At 68.1% G+C, this 16614-nt stretch carries 18 protein-coding genes; 10 read left to right on the top strand and 8 right to left on the bottom strand.

All coding sequences use genetic code 11. From position 1 onward, the window contains the following. Nucleotides 1-9 precede the first annotated feature (9 nt). The 5 genes from pcaD to pobA all read right to left on the bottom strand — a co-directional run bounded on the left by pcaD (nt 10) and on the right by pobA (nt 5070). Nucleotides 10-795, bottom strand: a complete 786-nt coding sequence (pcaD, locus tag VXM69_RS02185; RefSeq protein WP_049029382.1) for a 3-oxoadipate enol-lactonase — start codon at nt 793-795, stop codon at nt 10-12. Then, nucleotides 795-2168 (bottom strand): 3-carboxy-cis,cis-muconate cycloisomerase, encoded by a 1374-nt coding sequence (locus VXM69_RS02180; protein WP_059556390.1) that lies wholly within the window; start codon nt 2166-2168, stop codon nt 795-797. Before VXM69_RS02180 ends, pcaD begins: the two co-directional genes overlap by 1 nt. Before the next feature lie 88 nt (nt 2169-2256). Then, complete coding sequence (locus VXM69_RS02175; protein WP_034189746.1) at nt 2257-2913, bottom strand: CoA transferase subunit B; 657 nt, start codon at nt 2911-2913, stop codon at nt 2257-2259. A 64-nt stretch (nt 2914-2977) separates the two neighbouring features. Then, on the bottom strand, nt 2978-3694 hold the full coding sequence (locus VXM69_RS02170; RefSeq protein WP_021157587.1) for a 3-oxoacid CoA-transferase subunit A: 717 nt from the start codon (nt 3692-3694) through the stop codon (nt 2978-2980). A gap of 143 nt (nt 3695-3837) precedes the next feature. Beyond that, nucleotides 3838-5070, bottom strand: a complete 1233-nt coding sequence (pobA, locus tag VXM69_RS02165; RefSeq protein ID WP_034189748.1) for a 4-hydroxybenzoate 3-monooxygenase — start codon at nt 5068-5070, stop codon at nt 3838-3840. Between the two features lie 116 nt (nt 5071-5186). Here pobA and VXM69_RS02160 point away from each other — a divergent pair, with 116 nt between their 5' ends. The 3 genes from VXM69_RS02160 to VXM69_RS02150 all read left to right on the top strand — a co-directional run bounded on the left by VXM69_RS02160 (nt 5187) and on the right by VXM69_RS02150 (nt 7648). Continuing rightward, complete coding sequence (locus tag VXM69_RS02160) at nt 5187-6113, top strand: LysR family transcriptional regulator (protein ID WP_034189749.1); 927 nt, start codon at nt 5187-5189, stop codon at nt 6111-6113. A 96-nt stretch (nt 6114-6209) separates the two neighbouring features. Continuing rightward, nucleotides 6210-6845: a GTP cyclohydrolase I FolE gene (gene folE / locus VXM69_RS02155; RefSeq protein WP_034189750.1), complete on the top strand. Its 636-nt coding sequence runs from the start codon at nt 6210-6212 to the stop codon at nt 6843-6845. Next, nucleotides 6845-7648, top strand: a complete 804-nt coding sequence (locus VXM69_RS02150) for an SDR family oxidoreductase (protein WP_034189751.1) — start codon at nt 6845-6847, stop codon at nt 7646-7648. The genes folE and VXM69_RS02150 overlap by 1 nt, the downstream gene beginning before the upstream one ends. Before the next feature lie 49 nt (nt 7649-7697). On the opposite strand, the gene epsC is transcribed toward VXM69_RS02150, so the two are convergent. Both epsC and VXM69_RS02140 read right to left on the bottom strand, forming a co-directional pair. Beyond that, nucleotides 7698-8618: a serine O-acetyltransferase EpsC gene (epsC, locus tag VXM69_RS02145; protein WP_034189752.1), complete on the bottom strand. Its 921-nt coding sequence runs from the start codon at nt 8616-8618 to the stop codon at nt 7698-7700. A 137-nt stretch (nt 8619-8755) separates the two neighbouring features. Further along, complete coding sequence (locus tag VXM69_RS02140; protein ID WP_034189753.1) at nt 8756-8989, bottom strand: hypothetical protein; 234 nt, start codon at nt 8987-8989, stop codon at nt 8756-8758. Between the two features lie 279 nt (nt 8990-9268). On the opposite strand from VXM69_RS02140, the gene VXM69_RS02135 reads away from it, so the two are divergent. The 3 genes from VXM69_RS02135 (at nt 9269) to fnr (ending at nt 11467) form a co-directional block, all read left to right on the top strand. Then, nucleotides 9269-9676: a DUF3005 domain-containing protein gene (locus tag VXM69_RS02135; RefSeq protein WP_367188905.1), complete on the top strand. Its 408-nt coding sequence runs from the start codon at nt 9269-9271 to the stop codon at nt 9674-9676. A 473-nt stretch (nt 9677-10149) separates the two neighbouring features. Continuing rightward, complete coding sequence (locus tag VXM69_RS02130) at nt 10150-10617, top strand: universal stress protein (RefSeq protein WP_034189755.1); 468 nt, start codon at nt 10150-10152, stop codon at nt 10615-10617. 103 nt (nt 10618-10720) lie between these two features. Further along, nucleotides 10721-11467 (top strand): fumarate/nitrate reduction transcriptional regulator Fnr, encoded by a 747-nt coding sequence (gene fnr, locus VXM69_RS02125; protein WP_034189756.1) that lies wholly within the window; start codon nt 10721-10723, stop codon nt 11465-11467. A 48-nt stretch (nt 11468-11515) separates the two neighbouring features. On the opposite strand, the gene VXM69_RS02120 is transcribed toward fnr, so the two are convergent. Further along, entirely contained in the window at nt 11516-12409 is an 894-nt protein-coding gene (locus VXM69_RS02120) for a LysR family transcriptional regulator ArgP (protein WP_034189757.1), read from the bottom strand. Between the two features lie 109 nt (nt 12410-12518). Here VXM69_RS02120 and VXM69_RS02115 point away from each other — a divergent pair, with 109 nt between their 5' ends. From VXM69_RS02115 to VXM69_RS02100, 4 genes are all read left to right on the top strand, one after another. Next, on the top strand, nt 12519-13139 hold the full coding sequence (locus VXM69_RS02115) for a LysE/ArgO family amino acid transporter (RefSeq protein WP_069705957.1): 621 nt from the start codon (nt 12519-12521) through the stop codon (nt 13137-13139). Between the two features lie 344 nt (nt 13140-13483). Next, nucleotides 13484-14431 carry an aldo/keto reductase gene (locus VXM69_RS02110; protein ID WP_226252439.1) on the top strand — a complete coding sequence of 316 codons (948 nt, stop codon included), beginning with the start codon at nt 13484-13486 and terminating at the stop codon, nt 14429-14431. Between the two features lie 163 nt (nt 14432-14594). Further along, nucleotides 14595-15383, top strand: coding sequence for a hypothetical protein (locus tag VXM69_RS02105; protein ID WP_185733140.1), 789 nt, complete (start codon nt 14595-14597; stop codon nt 15381-15383). 203 nt (nt 15384-15586) lie between these two features. Beyond that, on the top strand, nt 15587-16555 hold the full coding sequence (locus VXM69_RS02100; RefSeq protein ID WP_367188904.1) for a helix-turn-helix domain-containing protein: 969 nt from the start codon (nt 15587-15589) through the stop codon (nt 16553-16555). Nucleotides 16556-16614 lie beyond the last annotated feature (59 nt).

The following is a 16614-nucleotide window of genomic DNA, read 5'->3' as shown; positions in this document are numbered from 1 at the left end:
GTCGTTACCTCACGCGTTCAGGAAATCGAGCAGCGCACGGTTGAAGCCGTCGGTGCACTCGATGTTCGAAATGTGCGCGGCGTCGAATTCGACGTGCAGCGCACCGGGAATCGCGGCAGCAAGCGCGCGGCCCTGGTCGGGCGGCGTCGACATGTCCTTCGCGCCGGTCACGACGAGCACCGGCAGCGTGATGCCCTTCACCTCCTCGCGCAGGTCGGCGGCGTTCAGCGCGTCGCAGTTCGCCGCGTAGCCGTCCTTGTCGGTATGCACGAAGGTGTCGCGGATCGCGTCGAACAGGCGCGGCTCGCGTTCGACGAATGCGTCGGTGAACCAGCGCGGCAGCACGGCGTCGGCGAGCGCGGCCATGCCTTCGGCACGCGCCTTCTGCGCACGCGGCACCCACACTTCCGGCGAACCGATCTTCGCGGCGGTATTCGACAGCACCGCGCGCACGATGCGTGACGGGTAGCGCGCGGCGAGCGCGGCGCCCGTCAGCCCGCCCATCGAAATCCCGCAGAAGTGCGCGCAGTCGATGCCGACGTGGTCGAGCAGGCCGATCACGTCGCCGGCGAGCTGCTCGATCGTGTACGAACCGGCAGGTGCGTCGGAATGACCGTGGCCGCGCGTGTCGTAGCGCAGGATGTTGAAGTGCTGCGAGAGCGGGCGGATCTGCGGCGCCCACATCTGCAGGTCGGCGCCGAGCGAGTTCGAGAAGACGAGCCACGGCGCGTCGGCGCGCGCGGCACGGTCGATCCGGTAATGCAGTTTCACGCCGTTGACAGTGGCGAAAGGCATCAATGTTCTCCTGGTTGTTGCGCGCCCGCATGCAGCGCGAGCACGGCGTCGACATAGGCCTGCGCCTCGCCGACGTAATGTGCGGGATCGAGCAGCCGCGCGAGCGCGTCGCGCGACAGGTGCGCCGACACGGTCGCATCGGCGGCGAGCACGTCGAACAGCGTCGCGCCGGTGCGCACCGCTTCCTTCGACGCATGCTCGACGACATGGTGCGCATCGAGCCGGCCGATGCGGTCGCCGAGCGCGAGCATCACGGCTTCGCCGAGGATCAGCCCGTGCGTGAGGTCGAGGTTCGCGGCGAGGCGTTCGGTATTGACGTCGAGCCCCGCGACGATCTGCGCGATCTGCGCGAGCGCGCCGCCCGTCAGGCGCGCGAGGTCGGGCAGCGCATCCCATTCGGCCTGCCAGCCGCCGAGCGCGCGTTCGTGCTCCTGCACCATCCCCGCGAACACGGTCGCGACGAGGCCCGGCGCGCGCACCGCGGCGGTCAATACCGCCGCGCAACCGACCGGGTTGCGCTTGTGCGGCATCGTCGACGAGCCGCCCTTGCCGGCGGCCGCCGGTTCGCCGAGCTCGCCGACTTCGGTCTGCATCTGCAGCGACACGTCGCGCGCGATCTTGCCGAGCGTGCCCGTCAGCATCCCGAAGCAGGACGCGGCTTCCGCGATGCGGTCGCGCTGCGTATGCCACGGCACGGCCGGCGCTTCAAGCCGCAGGTCGGCCGCGAGCGCGGCAGTGACGCCGCTCGCCTGCTCGCGCAGGCTCGCGAGCGTGCCGGCCGCGCCGCCGAACTGCAGCACGAGCGCCCGCGCGCGCAATTCGGCGAAGCGCGCGCGATGGCGCAGCAGCGCGTCGAGCCACTGGGCGAATTTCAGGCCGAGCGTGATCGGCAGCGCCTGCTGCAGCCACGTGCGGCCGATCATCGGCGTCGCGCGGTGCGTGCGCGCGAGCGCCGCGAGCGACGCGCACGCTTCGTCGAGCATCGGTTCGAGCACGTCGAGCGTGTCGCGCAGCTGCAGCACGGTCGCGGTATCGATGATGTCCTGGCTCGTTGCGCCCCAATGCACGAACTTCGCGGCCTCGGGGTCGTCGGCCTTCACCTGCGCGGTGAGCTGCTTGACGAGCGGAATCGCGAGATTGCCGCCGAGCGCCGCGCCATGCGCGAGCGCGTCGGCGTCGAGCCGGCCGGCGTCGCATGCGCGTTCGATCGGCGCGACCGCGGTGGCGGGAATCACCTGCCGCGCGGCGAGCGCGCGCGCGAGCGCGGCCTCGACGTCGAGCATCCGCTGGATCGTCGCGCGGGGCGACCAGATCCGGTTGAGCGGCTCGGTGCCGCAGATGAGGGAGGTCAGGCGGGCGCTGTCTTCAAGCATGGCATCGGATTGGGGAAACGGCGTGTGCCTATTGTCCACCCAAGCGGGCCGGCCTGCGCGCGAGCGCACGCGCCGGCACGCCGGCGGTTCAGGCAGCCGCCTTCTGCGTCGCGTCGATCAGCGGCACGCCGGTCAGCTTCTGCAGTTCGTCGAACGACAGGTCGGTGAAGATCTCGCTCACCGCGAGGCCGTCGGCCGTCACGTCGAGCACCGCGAGATCCGTATAGATACGGCTTACGCATTGCACGCCGGTGACCGGATACGAGCACTGCGCGACGATCTTGCTTTCGCCCTGCTTCGTCAGGTGCTCCATCATCACGAACACCTGCTTCGCGCCGATCGCGAGATCCATCGCGCCGCCGACGGCCGGAATCGCATCGGGTGCGCCCGTATGCCAGTTCGCGAGATCGCCGGTCGCCGACACCTGGAACGCGCCGAGCACGCAGTAGTCGAGATGGCCGCCGCGCATCATCGCGAACGAATCGGCGTGGTGGAAATACGCGCCGCCGGTGAGCAGCGTCACGTGCTGCTTGCCGGCGTTGATCAGTTCGTCGTCTTCCTCGCCCGGCGCGGGCGCGGGGCCCATGCCGAGCAGGCCGTTCTCGCTGTGCAGGAAGATTTCCTTGCTCGGGTCGAGGTGGTTCGCCACCAGCGTCGGCACGCCGATACCGAGGTTCACGTACGCGCCTTCGGGGATGTCCTGGGCGACGCGCTTGGCCATTTCATCGCGGGTCAGTCGTTTCATGTCGGGTCTCCTGGCGACCGGGGCTGACGCTTCAGCGCTTGCTCCGGTCCCATACAAAGTTCGGTCAGGCAGCTTGCGAAGCGGCGTGTTCGGCGGCCAGCTCGGCCGCGTGCGCGGCCTGCGGCACCTCGACGACGCGCTGGACGAAAATGCCCGGCGTCACGATGTGTTCCGGGTTCAGCGCGCCGAGCGGCACGACTTCCGACACCTGCACGATCGCGACCTTCGCGGCGCTGGCCATGATCGGCCCGAAGTTGCGCGCGGTCTTGCGGTACACGAGGTTGCCCCAGCGATCGCCCTTGTACGCCTTCACGAGCGCGAAATCGGCGTGGATCGGCGTCTCGAACACGTACGGCTTGCCGTCGATCACACGCGTTTCCTTGCCTTCCGCGAGCTTGGTGCCGTAACCCGTCGGCGTGAAGAAGCCGCCGATGCCGGCGCCTGCCGCGCGGATGCGCTCCGCGAGGTTGCCCTGCGGCACGAGCTCCAGCTCGATCTCGCCCGCCCGGTACAGCCCGTCGAATACCTGCGAATCGCTCTGGCGCGGGAACGAGCAGATGATCTTGCGTACCTGCTTCGCCTTCAGCAGCGCCGCGAGGCCGGTCTCGCCATTGCCCGCGTTGTTGTTGACGATCGTCAGGTCGCGCGCGCCCTGCTCGATCAGCGCGTCGATCAGCTCGGACGGCATGCCGGCCGTGCCGAAGCCGCCGATCATGATTGTCGCGCCATCGTGGATGTCGGCCACCGCCGACTGGAGCGATTCGAAAATCTTGTTGACCATGTCTCTTCCTGATACGAACCCGCGGCTCGATGCGCGGCCTGTCGAGGGGACACGCGCGTGCCGCGTGCCGCGCCGGGGCCGACGTCGATCCCGGCATTTGTTCGCTAATCGAACCTAGATTCGATTAGCGAACGATGGGCCGATCATAGAGGCGCGCACAGCGCGTTGTCAAGGCGGGTTCCCTCGGGGGCCGTCGCGTCGTCGAACGGCAATCCGACGTAGTTTTCGGCGAGCGACTGCGCGGCGGCCCGCGAGCGCGTCACGTATTTCAGTTCGGCAAACTTCAGGCGATTGACGAACGGCGAATCGTCCGGCGACGCGTGCAGCATGTTCGTCATGAAGTACGAGAAGTGCTCGGCGCGCCACACGCGTTCGAGGCAGGTCGCCGAATAGGTGTCGAGCGGCGTCGCGTCGCCCGTCCGGTAGCGTGCGCCGAGCGCGCGAGACAGCGCGCGGACGTCGGCCACCGCGAGGTTCATCCCCTTCGCGCCGGTCGGCGGCACGATATGCGCGGCATCGCCGGCAAGAAACAGGCGCCCGTGCTGCATCGTCTCCGACACGAAGCTGCGCATCGGCGTCACGCTCTTCTGCGTGATCCGGCCCTCGGTCGGCGTCCAGCCCGTGTCGTTCGAGAAGCGCGTGTGCAGTTCGTCCCAGATCCGCGCGTCGGACCATTCGGCGAGATCCTCGTCGGGCTTGCACTGCAGGTACAGGCGCGTGACCGTCGGCGAGCGCATCGAGAACAGCGCGAAACCGTTGTCGTGATGCGCGTACACGAGCTCGTCGAGCGACGGCGCGGCGTCGGCGAGGATGCCGAGCCACGCGAACGGGTAGACACGCTCGAACGTCTTCAGCCGCTCCGCGGGAATCGTCTGGCGCGCGATGCCGTGGAAGCCGTCGCAGCCGGCGATGTAGTCGCAGTCGATGCGGTCCGCGCGGCCGTCCGCATGCTTGAACGTGACGAACGGGTGCTCGCCTTCGACATCGTGCAGCGCGACGTCGCTGACCTCGAAGTGCATCGGGTGGCCGTGCTCGACGCCGGCCGCGATCAGGTCGCGCACGACTTCGTGCTGGCTGTAGACGGTGATCGCGCGCCCGCCGGTCAGCTCGGACAGGTCGATGCGATGGCGCCGGCCGTCGAACAGGAGTTCGATGCCGTGATGTTCGAGCCCTTCGCGGCGCATCCGGTCGCCGAGGCCGGCTTCGTTCAGCGTGTCGACCGTCCCCTGCTCCAGCACGCCGGCACGGATGCGGTTCTCGCAGTATTCGCGCGAACGCGCTTCGACGAGGATGGAATCGACGCCTTGCAGGCGCAGCAGATGGGAAAGCAAAAGGCCGGACGGACCGGCGCCGATGATGGCGACCTGGGTGCGCATTGTTCGTCTCCTGAACATTGGTTCGAGTAATGGAACACATTTGAGCGCTTTCCCGACTATGCGGCAACGCGATTCAGGAGATATGTTGTATACGTTTTGACGATACTGGCCCGACGATGGAAGCGCTCGATCTGAACCTGATTCCCTACCTCGTCGCGCTCGACGACACGCGCAACGTGAGCCGCGCGGGCGACCTGCTCGGCGTGAGCCAGCCGCGCGTGAGCACCGCGCTCGGGCGGCTGCGCGAGTATTTCGGCGATCCGCTGTTCGTGCGCACGTCGCGCGGGATGGAGCCGACGCCGCGCGCGCTCGCGCTGCTGCCGGCCGCTCGCGACGCGCTCGCGCAGATCGAGCGCGGCCTCGTCGCGCCGCACGACTTCGACCCGGCCGCGAGCACGCATACGTTCTCGATCGCGCTGTCGGACGTCGGCGAGATCGTGTTCCTGCCGAAGCTGCTGCAAGCGTTCGCGACGCGCGCGCCGCACGCGAACCTGCGTTCGGTCTCGCTCGCGCACGACGAAGTCGGGCGCGGCCTCGAAGCCGGGTCGATCGATCTCGCGGTCGGCTACTTCCCCGACCTCGACGGCAACAACTTCTTCCAGCAGCGGTTGTTCACGCACCGGTTCGTGTGCCTGATGCGGCGCGGCCATCCGTTCGAGCAGGCGCCGCCGTTCACGGTCGAGCAGTTCCTCACCTGCGGGCATGCGGTGGTGCGCGCCGAAGGCCGCAGCCAGGAGGTGCTCGAGAAATATCTCGCGAAGCAGCGCATGCAGCGCCGCGCGGTGCTCGAGACGCCGCACTTCATGAGCCTGCCGTTCATCCTGAGCCGCACCGACCTGATCGCGACGGTGCCACATGCGATCGGCTATGCGTATGCGGCCGAGCACGCGTTCATCGTGCCCGTCGAGCCGCCGCTCGCGCTGCCGCGCTTCGACCTGAAGCAGCACTGGCACCGCAAGTACCACAACGATCCGCGCACCGCTTGGCTGCGCGGGGTCGTCGCGTCGCTGTTCAACGACGAGCAGGACGAATGGCCGAAGTGACGAAGGGTGAGCGCGGGGCCGCACGCACGACCCGCGAAAGCATGAAACAATGGCCGGATATCGGCCGCCGGAGGCGGCCTTCGATGGAGCCACTACATGGGTAAGGGAAAGAAAACCGTGCGGCCCGAGCCGGCCGTCACCCGGCCGAGCCGCGAAGAAGCGGAAGACGCCGTCCGCGTGCTGTTGCGCTGGGCCGGCGACGATCCCGCACGCGAAGGCCTGATCGATACGCCCGCGCGCGTCGTGCGCGCGTACGAGCAGTTCTTCGCCGGCTACGCGCTGGAGCCGCGCGACATCCTCGCGCGCACGTTCAGCGAAGTCGACGGCTACGACGAGATGATCGTGCTGAAGGACATCCGCTTCGAGAGCTACTGCGAGCACCACATGGTGCCGATCATCGGCCGCGCGCACGTCGCGTATCTGCCGAACCATCGCGTGGTCGGCATCTCGAAGCTCGCACGCCTCGTCGATGCGTTCGCGAAGCGCCTGCAGATCCAGGAAAAGATGACCGTGCAGATCGCCGACACGCTGTTCGACGTGCTGCAGCCGAAGGGCGTCGGCGTGATCCTCGAAGCCGCGCACCAGTGCATCTCGACGCGCGGCGTGCACAAGCCGGGCGTCGAGATGGTCACGTCGCGCATGCTCGGCACGTTCCGCACCGATCCGTCGACGCGGCGCGAATTCCTGTCGATCGTCGCGAATCCTTCTTCAGTCAACCTCACGAATACCTGATGGCGCAGACGAAGCAAGCGGCGCACGCGCCCGTCGTGCTCGTGACCGGCGCCGCGCGCCGGGCCGGGCGCGCGTTCGCCGAGTATTTCGCGAAGCACGGCTATCGCACCGCGGTGCATTACGACCGCTCGGCCGATGCGGCGCAGGCAACCGCGCGCGCGATCGCCGAAAGCGGGCACGATGCGGTCGCGCTGCAGGCCGACCTGTCGGATGCCGCGCAGATCGCCGCGCTGATCGACCAGGTGTATGCGCGCTTCGGGCGCCTCGACGTACTGGTCAACAACGCGTCGGTGTTCTGGCAGGACCATTTCCCGAGCTTCGACCTCGCGGCGTTCGACCAGGCATGGGCCGTCAACTGCCGCGCGCCGATCCTGCTCACGCGGGCATTCTACGAACGGGCGCGCGCCGCCGGCACGCAGGGCGTCGTCGTGAACGTGGTCGACCAGAAGATCAAGGAAAACTTTCACCGCGACCACTTCAGCTACACGGTCGCGAAGGCCGCGCTCGGCAACCTCACGCAGATGCTCGCGCTGTCGTCCGCACCGGTGCTGCGCGTGAACGCGGTGTTCCCCGGGCTGATGCTGCCGAGCGACGACCAGACGCAGGCCGATTTCGAACACGCGAGCCGCGCGTCGACGCCGCTCGCGCGCATCGCCGGCCCCGACGACGTCGCGAGCGCGATCCTGCTGCTGACCGGCAATGCGTACAACGGCGTGGATTTCGTCGTCGATGCGGGACAGAACCTGATCCGCGTCGACCAGGACGTGCTGTACAAGCACCGCTCGCCGGACGGCAAGCACTGACGCACACGGCGCGCGCCCGTGCGAAGCGGGCGCGCCGCCGCCCGCCGCGTTACGGCTTCTCGGCGCTCCCGCCTTCGCGAACCTTGCCCTGCGCGACGCTGGTGCCAGGCGGCACGCTGTGCGTGAGCCACACGTTGCCGCCGATCACCGAGCCGCGTCCGATCGTCACGCGGCCGAGAATCGTCGCGCCCGCGTAGATCACCACGTCGTCCTCGACGATCGGGTGCCGCGCATTGCCCTTCACCAGCGCGCCTTCGCCATCGGCCGGGAAACTCTTCGCGCCGAGCGTGACGGCCTGGTACACGCGCACGCGCTCGCCGATGATCGCGGTTTCGCCGATCACCACGCCGGTGCCGTGGTCGATGAAGAAGCTCGGGCCGATCTGCGCGCCCGGGTGGATATCGATGCCGGTGGCCGAGTGCGCGATTTCATTGATGAAGCGCGCGAGCAGCGGCACGCCAAGCCGGTGCAGCGCGTGGGCGAGCCGATGGTGCATCATCGCGAACACGCCGGGGTAGCACAGCAGGATCTCGGTGATGTGCTGCGCGGCCGGATCGCCCGCATACGCGGCCTGGATGTCGCTGACGAGCAGCGCGCGGACCGCCGGCAACTGCCGGCCGAATTCGCGCGCGATCTCGAACGCGCGTTCGTCGAGCTCGGCGAACGGCGTATCGGCATGCTCGGGCAGGAACGGCAGCGCACGGCGAATCTGCTCGGCCAGGATGCGCAGCGTGCTTTCGAGCGTGTGGCCGACGTAATAATCGACGCTTTCGTCGGTCAGGTCCGGTGCGCCGTAGTGCGTCGGAAACATCGACGCGCGCAGGCCGGTCACAATCTTGCAGATCGCATCGCGCGACGGCAGTTCGCGGATGCCGCGCGGATGGCGCGTGCGATGGAGTTCCTCGCGCGACTCGCGCAAGCCGGCGACGATTTCTTCGAGGCCCCACTGACGGGCGGGTGATGTCGACATATGCCAATGCACGCGGCCGCGCTCGGTCGCACGGCCGCTAATAAAGTGACGGGTTCCGCAAGATTACCGCGTTTTTCGTCCGGGAGCGGGACACCGGGGCTCGACCGGACGGCCGGTGCTGCACCGGCGCGGCGGCGTCACATCGTGACGCTGCTCGCGTCGATCCATCGCACGGCCCAGTCGCGCGCGTGCGCGATCGCGTCGCCTTCGTCGTTGAACTGGAGCTCGATCGGAAAAAAACGGTTCGCAACGAGCTCCCCGTCGCTCGATCGGGAGATCACGACGTAGGGCTTGAACGACCCGTCGCTGGCGCGCGCGGGCGCGCAATTCAACAGATAACCGCGGTGCGTGAAGGCAGTAGTCGCTTGCATGAATCCGCCACCTCTAGTCCCTTGCTTTGTTGTTCACTACCCGTCTCCAAGGGGTGCTGCGGCGCCCCGGCGCGGGCAGAGGCGGCGCGTCTGCATCCCCTGTCGCCGCTTCGCAGGAAAAGAATCATACTCTGTAGAAAACGTGTCTTCTAGCTGAAATAAATCATGACAAATCAGTGCGCGCCGCGCGGCTGCGGCGGTCGCTCGCGCGCCTTTTCCCGTCGTGCCCGGAACGGGATTTGCTTCGATCCGGAGCGTTTCGCCGCCAGGAGAGCCGCGATGGAATCATCCGGTCAAACAGGTCGTGTGCATCCGCGCAGCATCGAGCTCGACAACGACGACACGCACGACAGCACGGTCGACACCGACGGCAAGAACCGCGAGGCGTCGCGCCTCGCCGGCGGCGGGCCGATCTCGCCCGACCAGATCACGCGCAGCAATGCGTCGCTCGTCAACGCGATGCCGGAAGCCGGCGACGGCTTCGCCGGGTTCGACAGCCGCCCCGGCGGCAACCATCCGGCATTCGCGCCGCGCGCGGGCTACATGGTGATCGAGAAAGGCTTCGACGCGCCGGCTCCGGGCGACGCGCCGTTCGGCCCCGTTCACAGGATGTACGGCAGCGCGTACTGGCCCGGCCATGGACGGCGGCCGGAACGCATCATCGAACTGACGGCCGTACCGCGATAGCCGGCGCGCCGTTTGAATCGATCGTTCGTTTGCGCAACGGCATCGGTCGGCGACCGGTGGCGGCGGACCGGCGTGCGCGACCGATGCTCGATTGAACGATTTCACGCATCGGCATCCACGGCTTCATGCATGCCGCGAATCGTGCCAATGCCCATGCGTTGATCGAAGTCATGTCGAAACGGCCCGGTTGCGATTGAATGGCGACACGGGCGGTGCATCGACGTGTCTGTCGCGCCCGGCTGGTGCATGTCCTCATGCGTTCCCGCCGCCGACGCGCGCGGCGGCCACGACCGAGCCGCACGCGACGCACCCCGCGTCGCGCGGTGCGGCAGGCGCCGTGCGGCCGCGCGACCCGGCGGGCGCCGCACTGCAAAGTCCCCGCCGTTGGTTTACCCTGCCTCGCAGCATCGCGCATTGCCCAGCCCGATCGGCCATCCGGCCGACTTCGTTTCAACCCGCTATTCGGAGACACTATGTACAAGCGTATTCTGGTTGCCGTCGACGGCAGCGATACGTCCCGCCACGCGTTCGATGCCGCGCTGGCGCTCGCGAAAGCGCACGGCGCCGAGCTGCAACCGTTCTACGTCGTCGAGAACGCCGCGATCTACTACAACGTGCCCGGCTACGATCCGTCCGTGCTGCGCGATCAGCTCGTCGCGCAGGGCAACGCACTCGCGCAGGATTTCACGAAGCTGATGCAGGCCGCCGGCGTGAAAGGCGAAACACGGCAGAACGAAGCGACGTCGCTCAACGATGTCTCGTCGTTGATCCTCGACGGCGCAAAGGCGTTCGGCGCCGATCTGCTCGTGCTCGGCACGCATGGGCGCCGCGGCTTCCGCCGCCTCGTGCTCGGCAGCATCGCCGAGCAATGCGTGCGGCACGCCACCGTGCCCGTGCTGTTGATCCCCGCGGCCGCGAACGTCGACGAACAGCCTGCCTGAACGGTATCCGGCACGCGCCGCCGGTCGCGACGTTTTGTCACCCGACAGCGTCAACTTGCGGTGGGACAATGATTCTGTCGATCCAACGCCGGAGTAAACGATCATGCTGACGCCCGTCGCCACACGTCCCGCCGCCACGCCGCACACCGGTAGCTGGGCGCCTCGCCAGGCCGCGCACTGCTCGTCGTGCGCAATGCGGCACCTGTGCATGCCGCAGGGCCTGGCACCCGAAGCACTCAGCCGCCTCGAGTCGGTCATCTGCGCGGCACGCCCCGTCAAGCGCGGCGAAGCGCTGTTCCGCGAAGGCGACGCATTCGACAACCTGTACGCGGTGCGCTCGGGTTCGCTGAAAACCGTCGCGACCCGCCACGACGGCCGCGAACAGGTCACGGGCCTGCATCTCGCCGGTGAAGCGCTCGGCCTCGACGGCATCTGCGACGATACCCACCCGCGTACTGCGGTCGCGCTGGAAGACAGCTCCGTCTGCGTGATCCCGTACAGCGCGCTCAAGGCACTGTGCTCGGAAGCCGGCTCGATGCAGCTGCGCATGCACAAGCTGATGAGCGAACAGATCGTGCGCGAAACGTCGCAAACGATGCTGCTCGGTTCGCTGAATGCGGAAGAGCGCGTCGCCGCCTTCCTGCTCGACGTGTCGTCGCGCTACCTGAAGCGCGGCTACTCGCCGTCGGAATTCAACCTGCGGATGACGCGCGAAGACATCGGCAGCTATCTCGGCATGACGCTCGAAACGGTCAGCCGCACGCTGTCGAAGTTCCAGAAGCGCGGCTTGATCGAAATGCAGGGCCGCCACGTGCAGATCGTCGACTTCGACGGCCTGCAGCACGTCTGATCCCGCTCGGCGCGCACGGTTCGCGCGCCGCCGGCATCGCCTGCCGAATCAATCGAGAAACAGCGCGGCGCGCGTCTTCAGCGCCGCGCTGAAATCGTCGAGCCAGCCGATCGACAGGCGCCAGCTCTGCCAGTAGAGATCGATGTCGACGGTGCGCCCGCGCGACATGTCCACGAGCTCACCCGCCGCCAGTTGGCGATCGACCATCCGGTCCGGGCACATCCCCCATCCCAATCCCGTTTCGCATGCGCGCAGATAGCCTGCCACGTGCGGTATCCAGTGCTGCGGCGGATCGAGATCCGCGCGTGTCACGCGCCGGATGAAACGCGCCTGCAGCCCGTCCTTCGGATTGAACATCACGCACGGCGCGCGGCGCAGCGCGTCGCGCGTGATGCCCGCGCTGAAATAGCGGTCGTAAAACGCCGGCGAGCACACCGCGCGATAGCGGATGCGGCCGAGCCGTTCCGACCGGCATCCCTGGATCGGCTCGGCCTGCGCGGTCACGGCGCCCTGCACGCTGCCGTCGCGAATGCGCGACGCCGTGTAATCCTGGTCGTCGATCACGAGGTCGAGCAACGTCTCGCGCTCGGTGCAGAACGGCCCGACCGCATCGATGAACCACGTCGCGACGCTGTCGTCGTTGACGGCCACGCGCAGCGTCGGCCACGCGCTCGCGATCTGGCCCGGCAGCGCCGGCATCCGGCCGCCCAGTTCGGCCTCGAGCAACTGCACGCGTTCGGTATGCCGGCACAGCAGCGCGCCCGACGTCGTCGCGACGCACGGCTGCCCGCGCTTGACGAGCACGCTGCCGACGCGCTCCTCCAGCAGCTTCACGCGCTGCGACACGGCCGACGGCGTGACATTCAGCTCCTTGGCCGCCCGTTCGAACGAACCATGCCGGATCACGGCCGCGAGGGCATCGAGCAACGCATAGTCGAGCATTAGATTTCCTTAATCCGCATTAGGTGAATTAGCTTCTCTTATCTTCATGCTGCCCGCAGACTAGCGCTACCCGATTCATTCGTCTACGCCCATCCCGCTGCCCATCATCATGAACTGGCTCGCTTTTTCCCACGGCGCCGCCCTGTGCGGATCGCTCATCGTCACCATCGGCGCGCAGAACGCGTTCGTCCTCCGTCAGGGCATCATGCGCGCGCACGTCGGCAAGATCGTGCTGCTGTGCGCGCTGTCCGACATGATCCTGATCGGCGCGGGCGTCGGCGGCGCATCGGTGCTCGTCGAACGCTATCCGGCCTTCGTCCATGCGGTGCTGTATGTCGGGCTCGCGTATCTCGCCTGGTTCGGCATCAACGCGCTGCGCCGCGCGTTCAAGCCGGGCCACGCCACGCTCGACGTGCGCGGCGACGCGGTCGCGCCGCCGTCGCAGGGCGGGCTCGCGATCGTGCTGATGACGCTCGCGTTCACGTGGCTCAATCCGCACGTGTATCTCGACACGTTCCTGCTGATCGGCACGGCCGGCGCACGCGAACCGGAAGGCGCACGGCTCGCGTTCGCGATCGGCGCGATGACGGTCAGCGTCGTGTGGTTCCTCGGGCTCGGCTACGGCGCGCGCCTGCTGGCGCCGTGGTTCCGCAAGGCCGTTGCGTGGCGCGTGCTGGACGGCGCGATCGGCGGCATGGTGCTGTTTCTCGCGGCGGTGCAGTTGCGCTGACGGCTCCCCCTCGGACGGGCGGCCGACTGCCGCCCGTCTTTCCCACCGCGCCGGCACCCCGCCCGCGCAGCCTGCCTCCTCGTCGCACACGCCGCCGTAAAAAATTCGCTCCCGATCGAACGCAGCCGCACGAAACGCTCACGTAACGGACGACGCATCCGTCATCTGCCGCGAGCCATCCATCATCGCGGCGACGCACCGGCTGCACGAACCGGAGCGATCGGCGAGAATGTCCGGTGTCCCGCGACAACGGCGGAACCGCATCGCGCACGCCGCCGTCCCGCCGCATTCGTATCGCCCCATCCGCAGTTCAATCCCGTCACCCGCAGTTATCGGAGAGGAACATGGCATACCGCACCCTCGGCACATCGACCATCCAGGTTTCGCCGCTCGCGTTCGGCGGCAACGTCTTCGGCTGGACCGTCGACGAAAGCACGTCGTTTTCGCTGCTCGACGCGCTCGCCGACACCGGCATCAACTTCATCGACACGGCCGACGTCTATTCGGCCTGGGTCCCCGGCAACAGCGGCGGCGAATCGGAAACCATCATCGGCAAGTGGCTCAAGCGCTCCGGCAAGCGCGAGCAGGTCGTGATCGCGACCAAGGTCGGCCTGCTGGCCGCGCGCGCGGGGCTGACGAAGGACAACATCCTGAAAGCCGTCGACGATTCGCTCGGCCGCCTGCAGACCGACTATATCGACCTGTATTTCTCGCATCGCGATCTCGCCGATACGGCCCCGCTCGAGGAGACGCTCGGCGCGTATCAGACGCTGATCGACGCCGGCAAGGTGCGCATCATCGGCGCGTCGAACTACAGCGGCGCGCGCCTGCGCGAAGCCGCCGCGATCAGCCAGCGCGACGGGCTGCCCGCATACCAGGTGATCCAGCCCGAGTACAACCTGATCGACCGCGCCGGCTACGAACGCGATCTCGAGCCGGTCGTGCGCGACCTGAAGCTCGGCGTCGTCAACTACTACGCGCTCGCGAGCGGCTTCCTGTCGGGCAAGTACCGCAGCGAGGCCGACCTGAAGAAGAGCGTGCGCGGGGATCGTGTCGCCGGCTATCTGAACGAACGCGGCCTGCGCATCCTCGCGGCACTCGACGCCGTGTCGGCGAAGCACCGCACGCAGCCGGCCGCGATCGCGCTCGCGTGGCAGATCGCGCGGCCGACGATCACCGCGCCGATCGCCAGCGCGACGTCGCTCGCGCAGCTCGACCTGCTCGGCGAGGCGATCCGCCTGCAACTCGATCAGGACGATATCCACCAGATCGACGAGGCCAGCGCGCCCTGAGACCCGTTGCGGCAGCAGGCCGGCCGGAGAAGTCGCGCGATTCGCGCGGTTGCACGGCCGGCCTGTGTCATATGTACGCCGGTATCACCGTCCGCGCGGACACGGACAATCGCGGAATCACGGATGGATACAATGGCGAGCATCCCACGCACCCGGACCGCCGATGAACCGCATCCCGCGTCGCGCCCGATTCTCCCGCCCGCTCGCCGCGGCGATCGCCGCGCTGCTCGCCTGCGCGCCGGCCGTGTCCGTCGCCGGCTGGTACGAAATCGCGAACTACACGGGCACGATCGGCCACGCACCCGTTCACGTATCGCTGCAGACCTACGACGCCATCAACCGCAACGACGCAGGCCGCTGGCGCGTCGACGGCAGTTATTACTACGACGCGCATCGCAAGCCGATCCCGTTGCAGGGTCGGCGCACGCCCGACGGCCGCATGACGCTGTGCGAAGCATCGCAGCCCGCGTCGACGGCCGACTCGCCGGTCGTGCCGGCCGCGTCGCCGACGCGGCCGAAGCCTTGCCCGATCGCGCTGAACCTCGCCGGCAAAACGGGGACCGGCACGTGGGACGACGGCCGCAACACCTTCCCGATCACGCTGAACGAAGTCGGACGGCTGAACGACAACGACCAGGATCATCTCCAGCTCGATGGCGTGGTCGATATCCCGATGTGGTATCGCACCAGGACGCACATGCTGGTCGGTGTTTATGCGCTGTCCGACACGTGCGGCATCGCGATGCGGTCGCTGCGCGCCGTGAACATCGCGACCGGCCGCGTCGACCGCACGATCGCGCTCGGCTGCGACGCGGGGATGCTGATGACGTCGATCTACGCGAACGTCACCGACGCACGGCGTGCCGGCTACGTGAGCGTCGCGTTCCGCGGCGGCAAGATGGGTGACGAGCGGGACGTGCCGCTCGGGCTGCCCTCGTCTTCGTCGAAGTGAGCCCGGGCCGGCTGCCCGAAAATCATGGCCGTGTCTTGACTCGTACGGCCGCTTCCGTTGACTCGGCCGGACATCGATCGCGCAACCGCCCGCCGCGCCCCGCTGCAAGCGCGTGACGCGCCGGCCCCGGGTCTTTCACGGATTGACCGCGCCGTTCGACGTGCCCGAGACTGCGCCGCTCGGGCGGTCATTGGGAGAACGTCATGCCGGATACCAGCACGGAGATCGCCACGGTCTCGACGCGCGCCGTACGCGGTGCCGAGCGCGTCGACTTCTGGGTCGACCATGTCGCGCGCACGCTCGTGCGGATCGAATGCAGCGGAAAGTCGTCCGAAGGCATCGATGCGTCGATGCGCACGCGCGATCTCGGGCTGTTCCGCGCATGCGACATCGTCGCGAACCGGCATGCGGTCGTGCGTACGCCGCACAACATCCACACGGATCGGCGCGACGCCATCTTCATCTGCCTGATGCACGCGGGGCAGGGCTATACGTTCCAGGACGTCGACTGCATGCAGCACGCGCCCGGCGACCTCGTGCTGTACGACACGTCGATGCCGTACGGTCACGGCTTTCCGGCCGACATGGCGATGACCGTGCTCGACGTGCCGCGCGACGTGTTCGAGGCGCGCGTCGGCCCGTGGCGCTACCGCAGCCTCGTCAAGATCGATCGCGACGACGGCGTGACGTCGTGGGCCGTGCGGCAGGTGGTCGGGCTGCTCGCCGCGCCGCACGAGCCGACGCCCGACGCACGCGAACGGCGCGCCGCCGCGCTCCTCGAGCTCGTGCAGTCGATGCTGCGGCTGCGCGACGGCGACACGTCGCCGACCAAGTCGACCGTCCACACGCTGTCGCGCGCGAAGGCCTTCATCGACAGCCATCTCGCCGACGACGATCTCGACAGCCAATCGGTGAGCCGGGCGATCAACCTGTCGCCGCGCCAGCTTGCGCGCGTGTTCGAGATCGAAGGGATGCCGCTCACGCGCTACATCCTCGCGCGGCGGCTCGAACGGTGCCGTGCCGACCTGCGCGACCGGTCGCTGAAGCACCTGACGGTCAGCGAAATCGCGTTCCGCTGGGGCTTCAACAACAGCGCGCACTTCAGCCGCAGCTACCGCGCGCGATTCGGCGAGACGCCGAGCGCGTCGCGCGCACCCGCCGACGCCCGCTAGCGCCCGTTCGCGCGCCGCCACCCGCCGCCGTGTCCGGGCGAGGCAAGCACGGCGGCCGT

It is taken from the genome of Burkholderia sp. Ed8, from assembly GCF_040761425.1.
Classification (GTDB): Bacteria; Pseudomonadota; Gammaproteobacteria; order Burkholderiales; family Burkholderiaceae; genus Burkholderia; species Burkholderia seminalis.
The sequence above is the reverse complement of the archived record's forward strand: the minus strand, read 5'-3'. Positions and strand labels throughout refer to the sequence as shown.